This window comes from Methylobacterium sp., from assembly GCF_028290105.1.
In the GTDB taxonomy this organism is placed as follows: Bacteria; Pseudomonadota; Alphaproteobacteria; order Rhizobiales; family Beijerinckiaceae; genus Methylobacterium.
In genome coordinates, this window is record NZ_JAQGKL010000310.1 from 1 (window position 1) to 6091 (window position 6091).

Annotated in this window: 6 protein-coding genes; 1 reads left to right on the top strand and 5 read right to left on the bottom strand. The window is 74.9% G+C overall.

Annotation, left to right across the window (positions count from 1 at the left end):
• Positions 1-384, top strand: a 384-nt coding sequence (locus JWQ05_RS20365) for a precorrin-6A/cobalt-precorrin-6A reductase (RefSeq protein WP_299662619.1), incomplete at its 5' end; no start/stop codon positions are given.
• A gap of 53 nt (positions 385-437) precedes the next feature.
• Here the strand turns inward: JWQ05_RS20365 and cobJ are convergent.
• From cobJ to JWQ05_RS20390, 5 genes are all read right to left on the bottom strand, one after another.
• On the bottom strand, positions 438-1193 hold the full coding sequence (cobJ, locus tag JWQ05_RS20370) for a precorrin-3B C(17)-methyltransferase (RefSeq protein WP_299662635.1): 756 nt from the start codon (positions 1191-1193) through the stop codon (positions 438-440).
• Between the two features lie 14 nt (positions 1194-1207).
• Positions 1208-1999, bottom strand: coding sequence for a precorrin-2 C(20)-methyltransferase (locus tag JWQ05_RS20375; RefSeq protein ID WP_299662622.1), 792 nt, complete (start codon positions 1997-1999; stop codon positions 1208-1210).
• Complete coding sequence (locus JWQ05_RS20380; protein ID WP_299662624.1) at positions 1999-2631, bottom strand: precorrin-8X methylmutase; 633 nt, start codon at positions 2629-2631, stop codon at positions 1999-2001. Before JWQ05_RS20380 ends, JWQ05_RS20375 begins: the two co-directional genes overlap by 1 nt.
• Positions 2628-3920 carry a precorrin-3B synthase gene (gene cobG / locus JWQ05_RS20385; protein ID WP_299662628.1) on the bottom strand — a complete coding sequence of 431 codons (1293 nt, stop codon included), beginning with the start codon at positions 3918-3920 and terminating at the stop codon, positions 2628-2630. Before cobG ends, JWQ05_RS20380 begins: the two co-directional genes overlap by 4 nt.
• Positions 3917-6091, bottom strand: a 2175-nt coding sequence (locus JWQ05_RS20390) for a cobaltochelatase subunit CobN (protein ID WP_299662632.1), incomplete at its 5' end; no start/stop codon positions are given. The genes JWQ05_RS20390 and cobG, both read right to left, overlap by 4 nt.

Here is a 6091-nt window from a genome sequence, read left to right on the forward strand (position 1 = left end):
ATGGCGGTGGCCGCGCTGGCGCTGGGCCCGATCCCCCGCCGGGTCTTCCTCACGATCGGCCGGCAGGAGGTCGCGGCCTTCGCCGCCGCGCCGCAGCACGATTACGTGGTGCGCGCCATCGAGGCCATCGACCTCGCGGTGCCGCGCTTCACGGCGATCCAGGCGCGCGGCCCCTTCGACGCGGCGGCCGAGGCCGCGTTCCTGGCCGAGCGCGAGATCGAGGTGCTGGTGAGCAAGAATTCGGGCGGGGACGCCACCGCCGGCAAGATCGCCGCCGCGCGGGGCCTCGGGCTGCCGGTGGTGATGGTGTCCCGGCCGGCCAAGCCGGACGTGCCGAGCGTGCCCGATGCGGCGGCGGCGTTGGCCTGGATCTGCGCGCTCTAGACCGCCGCCACGGCGGGCGGGCCTCCACGCGGCCACGGGCGCAGGCCGGCGCGTCACGCCGGCACGCTGCGGGGCGTGTAGACGAAGGGCGTCGCATCCCCACGCGGGATCAGCCGGGTGGCCGAGGCCCCGATGATGACCATGGTGGCCATGTCGGCCGTCGCGTCGCGGGCCTCGTCGAGGGTGAGCACCCGGATCGCCTCGTCGGGGCGGGAGACGGCGCGGGCGAAGATGACCGGCGTGTCGCCCCGCCGGATCTCGGCGGCGAGCCCGAGGGCATGACCGAGCTGCCAGGGCCGCGCGGAGGAGATCGGGTTGTAGAGGGACACCACGAAATCCGCCCGCAGCACCGCTTCCAGCCGGGCGGTGATGACCTCCCACGGCTTGAGGTTGTCGGAGAGCGACATCGCGCAGAAATCACCCCCCAGCGGCGCGCCGAGTCGGGCGGCCGCCGCCAGCATGGCGGTGATGCCGGGCTCTACGGTGATGGGCAGGTGCCGCCAGGCCGGCTCGCCCGCGTCCACCGCCTCGAAGACCGCCGCCGCCATGGCGAAGACGCCGGGATCGCCGCCCGATACCACGGCCACGTGACGGCCGGAGGCGGCGAGTTCGAGGGCGTGGCGGGCGCGGTCCACCTCGACCCGGTTGTCGCTGGCATGGCGCACCAGCCCCGGCCGCTCGGGCACGCGGGCGACGTAGGGGATGTAGCCGATCAGATCCTGCGCGTTGGCAAGCGCCTCCTGCGCCGCGCGGGTGAGCAGGCGCGGGTCGCCGGGGCCCAGGCCTACGACCGTGACGGAGCCCACCACCGTGACGGAGCCGCTCACGGGCGCCGGCCCTCGCCGGGCAGGAGCACCATGGAGAAGTAGGGCGCGACGTCGTCGGGCTTGTCCTTGAGCGGGATCACCCGCTCGCCTGCCATGGTGCCGCGCTCGACATAGACCGCGCGCTCCAGCACGCCGGCCTCGGCCAGGGCCGCCCGGACCTTGGGCAGGTGGCGCCCGAGCTTCATCAGCACGGCGGCGTCGGTGTGGCGCAGCCGCTCCACCAGGGCGGCGTGCGGCAGGGTGGCGGGCAGCACGGTGAGCACGTCGTCGCCCCAGGTGATCGGGGTGCCGGCCCGCGTCCAGCAGCCGGACATGCCGGTGACGCCGGGCACCACCTCCACGGGGAAGCGGTCCTTCAAGCGCCGCCACAGGTGCATGAACGAGCCGTAGAAGAACGGATCGCCCTCGCTGAGGATCGCGACGTCGCGGCCTGCGCCGAGATGGTCGGCCAGACGCCCCGCCGCATCGTCGTAGAAGGCGGCGAGTGCCGCGACGTAGTCCGGGTGATCGGGGTGCAGTTCGGTGGTGTAGGGGTAGACCAGCGGGTGTTCGCGCGCGGGCTCCGGCGCCAGCACCGCGTCAGCGATGGTGCGGGCGTTGCCGCGCCGGCCCTTCTTGCAGAAATGCACGAGCACGGGCGCGCGCTCCAGCACCCGCATGGCGCGGATGGTAAGGTAATCCGGCTCGCCCGGGCCCATGCCGACGCCGAACAGGGTGCCGGTGGTCGCCACGCGCGGGATCGCCGTCCGTTCCGCCGGTTCGGGGGGAAGCCGCTCGCTCGAATCCATCACTCGATCTCTTGCGCGAGCGCGTTGACGGCCGCCGCCGTCATGGCGCTGCCGCCGCGCCGTCCATGCACCACGATGAAGGGCACCCGGCCGTCGCGCGCCAGGGCCTCCTTCGATTCGGCGGCCCCGACGAAGCCGACGGGGATGCCGATCACCGCCGCCGGAGGCGCGACACCCTCGTCGAGCAGTTCGAGGAGCCGGAACAGCGAGGTCGGGGCGTTGCCCACCGCGACCACGCTGCCGGGCAGGTGCTCGCGCCAGAGTTCCATGGCGGCGGCCGAGCGGGTGGTGGCCATGGAAGCGGCCATGTCGGGCACGCGCGGATCGCTGAGCGTGCAGATCACCCGGTTGGCGGCGGGGAGCCGCGCCCGGGTGACACCGTCGGCCACCATGCGCACATCGCACAGGATCGGCGCGCCCGCCTTCAGGGCGGCCTCGCCGGCGGACGCGAAATCCTCCGAGGCCTCCACGTCCTTGGGCAGGTCGGTCATGCCGCAGGCATGGATCATCCGCACCACCACCCGCTCGGCCGTGCCGTGGAACCGGGCGAGGTCGGCCTCGGCCCGGATCATCGCGAAGGAGCGGGCGTAGATCGCCCCTCCGTTGCGCAGGTAGTCGAGGCGGGAACTCATGACGTGGGGGGTCCTGACGGGCGCTCTGAGAAGATCTGGGCGAGGGAAGCGCCCGAATCGGCACTCCTTACGCGCTCCAGCGCGGCCTCGAAAGGGAGGCGCATCGCCGGCAACGCATCGGGGCGTCCCTCGAGCACCACGTCGTAATCGCCGTTACGGCCGACGAGCGTGAGGTCGGCCGCCGCCGGATGGGCACAGCCCTTGGGGCAGCCCGAGACATGGGCGCGCAGGCCCCGCGCCGCGAAGGGCCGGAACGCCTCCGCGAGGCGGGCGGCGTCGGTCAAGGTCGGCGTCGAGCCGGAGGCACAGGCCGGCGCGCCGGGGCAGGCGGCGATTGCCCCGCGCGGATCGTCGTCCCGCGTCAGGAAGCCGGCGTCCGCGAGGATCTGCCGGGCGGCGTCCGCCGCTTGCCGGTCGGGCGCGACCAGCAGGAACCCGCGCGTCGGCGTGAGGCGAAAGGTCTCCGGGCCGAGGGCGTCCGCCGCGTCCGCGAGGATGTCGAGGGCGTCGGCCGTGCAGCGGCCGAAGGGAGCCTCCACCAGCAGGGCGACGCGGGCGTCGCTCAAGAGCTGAAGACCGGGACGCGGAGCGGAGGCCTCGACCGGAGGCGTGGCGGGGCGCAGACCGAGGCTGCCGAGGTCCGCGCGGGCATCCACGCGGAGATCGCGCATCCGGCGCTGGCCGCTCTCGGCCAGCAGGCGCAGGGCCGCCGCCACGACGGTCGAGCGATCGGCGCCCGGGACCTGCCACCAGGTCTCGTCGCCCGCCAGGTGTAACGTCAGCTCCTCCGTCGAGGCGACAAGATGAATGTCCGCCTCCGCGCTCCCGAGCCGGATGCCGGGGGAGGCCGCCTCCACGGCGACCAGGGTCTTCGGCGGCAGGCGCGGAACCGCCAGGCCGATCGCCTCGATCGTATGGGCGAGCGCCGGGACATCGACGAGCCCCGCCTCCAAGCCGGCCAGGGGCGTCGTCAGGGTGAGCCGCTGGGGGCCGCCATCCGCGCGCACGTCGCCGAGGCCGACCGCCGCGAGCGCGTCCGCGAGTCCACAACGGGTCGCGTCCGTGACGCCGCGAACCTGAAGGTTGGCGCGCGCCGTCACGTCGATGTGGCCGTTACCGTAGCGGCGGGCGCCGGCCGCCACGGCGCGGGCCCGATCCGGGGTCAGCCGCCCGAGCGGCGGGTGGATGCGGGCGAGAAGCCCGTCGCCGGTGGGCATCGGACGCGCGAGGCTCGGGCACCAGCCGCGCCGGGCCGGCGCCTCCGGCGGGACCCGGCGGGGCGCGTTCACTCCGCCGCCTCGCGCAGCAATTCGTCGGCGGCGAGCGCATTCCGGCGGGTCCGCCAGAGGCCGCGCAGGCGCGCCTCGTCGAAGCGTTCCAAGATGGCGCGGGCGGCGTCCGGGTTGGCGGCCCGGAGGGTCTCGAAGGTGTCGAGATCGGCGATCATCGCACCGTAGAGCCGGTCGAGGTCGGAATCGGAAACGGCGTCGGTGGTTGCGGCCAGCACGAAGACCGCGTCGATGCCCTGCGCCAGTTCCTGCGCGCCGCGATAGCCGTGCCGGAGCTGGGCCGCGATCCAGCGCGGATGGGCCAGACGCCCCCGGATCAGCCGGGCCGCGTCCTCCCGGGCCGTGCGGGCCTTCGGGGCCTCGGGCACCGCCACGTCGAGGCTGTAGAGGGCGGGGCTCGCCCCCGTCAGCGCCGCGGCTGCCGAGAACCCGCCCATCGCCTCCACGGCGGCATCCCCGTCGAGGAGGTCGCGCTCCGCGACGTCGAAGGCGTGCACGTAGGCATCGGCCTGGCCCACCCGCGCGGCGAAGCCCGCATCGGCTTCGTCTGTGGCTCCGCCATAGGCATAGGCGGTGGCGTCGAGATAGGCGCGGCCGAGGTCGTCGCGTGTGTCCCAGGCGCCGTCGAGGGCGAGGCCGCCCGCACCGGCGCCGTAGCGGCCGGGGGCGGCGCCGTAGACGCGGGCCGGCGATTCGCCCCGGCGCCGGGCGGCGGCGAGGGGGTTCTCGTCGTCCTCCTCGCTGCGGCCGGCCACCGCCTCGGCGGCGCGGGCGATGAGCGACAGCGTCTCCGGAAACGTATCGCGGAACGCGCCGGAGACGCGCACCGTCACGTCGATGCGCGGCCGGTCGAGGAGGGCGAGCGGCAGCACCTCGAAGCCGGTGACGCGGGTGGAGGCGTGGTCCCAGGTCGGGCGCACCCCCATCAGCGCCAGCGCGTGGGCGACGTCTTCGCCCCCCGTGCGCAGGGTCGGCGAGGCCCAGAGGTCCATGACGATGCGGGCGGGGTATTCGCCCTCGTCCTGGAGGTAACGCAGCACCACCGCTTCTGCGGCCTTGGCGCCGAGGGTGGTCGCGGCCCGCGTCGGCAGGGCGCGCGGGTCGAGGGTGGCGAGGTTGCGGCCCGTGGGCATCACGTCGGTGCGTCCACGCGAGGGCGATCCGGCGGGGCCTGGGGGTACGAAGCGCCCGTCGAGGGCGGCGAGCAGCCCGTCGCGCTCGGCCGCCGCGCAGGCCGCGACCGCGTCAGGCGCATCCGGGGCGGCGCGGCCGAACACGTGCAGCCCGTCGCGGGTGACGACCTCGCCGAGATCGCACAGATGCGCGTCGAGGGCGGCGAGCGCGTCCGGCATGGGGGTCGCCGCGTCGATCCCGGCGCCGTCGAGCAACCCGGCGGAGGCCGCCTCGTCGAGGATGGATTTCGCCAGGATCGCGGCGCGGCGCGGGTCGAGCACGCTGGCGGCGGAATATTCCTCCACGAGCTCGCGCAGTCGCGCCGCGTCGGGGTCGAGGCCCGAGGCCTCGGTCCGGGGCGTGAGGTGCCCCAGGGCGATGCCGCCGAGGCGCCGCTTGAGGGGGGCGGCCTCGCCGGGATCGTCGACGATGAAGGGATAGACCACCGGCAGGGCGCCGATGGCCCGGGCCGGCCAGCACCCGGGCGAGAGCGCCACGGCCTTGCCGGGCAGCCACTCGGTGGTGCCGTGGGTGCCGAGATGGATCAGCGCGTCGAAGTTCCGGCGCAGGCCGAGGTGAAAGGCGAGGTAGGCATGGGTCGGCACCGCGTCGGGGTCGTGATAGCCGGTCTTGCGGTCCGCCGACCGGCCGCGATCGGGCTGCAGGAACAGCGACAGGCGGCCCGGCGCGTCGCCCCCGCCAGGCTGATTCGCGTTCACCACGGGGAAGCGGAAGGCGCCGTCGACGCAGAGCGGATCGGCCTCGGGCGTTCCCCAGGCGTCAGCGAGGGCCGCCCGCGCGGTCTCCGGCAGCGTCGCCTGCCAGGCCTCGTAGGCGGCCAGCTGCACGACGAAATCGCGCGGCCCGTGGGTCAGGACGCGCATCAGCCCGCCCGGCCCGGGCAGGTCCCCGGCCGCGTATCCGGCGTCAGCGAGATCGGACGCGATGGCGCGGGCGCTCTCGGGCGTGTCGAGGCCGACGGCGAAGCCCGCCCGGCC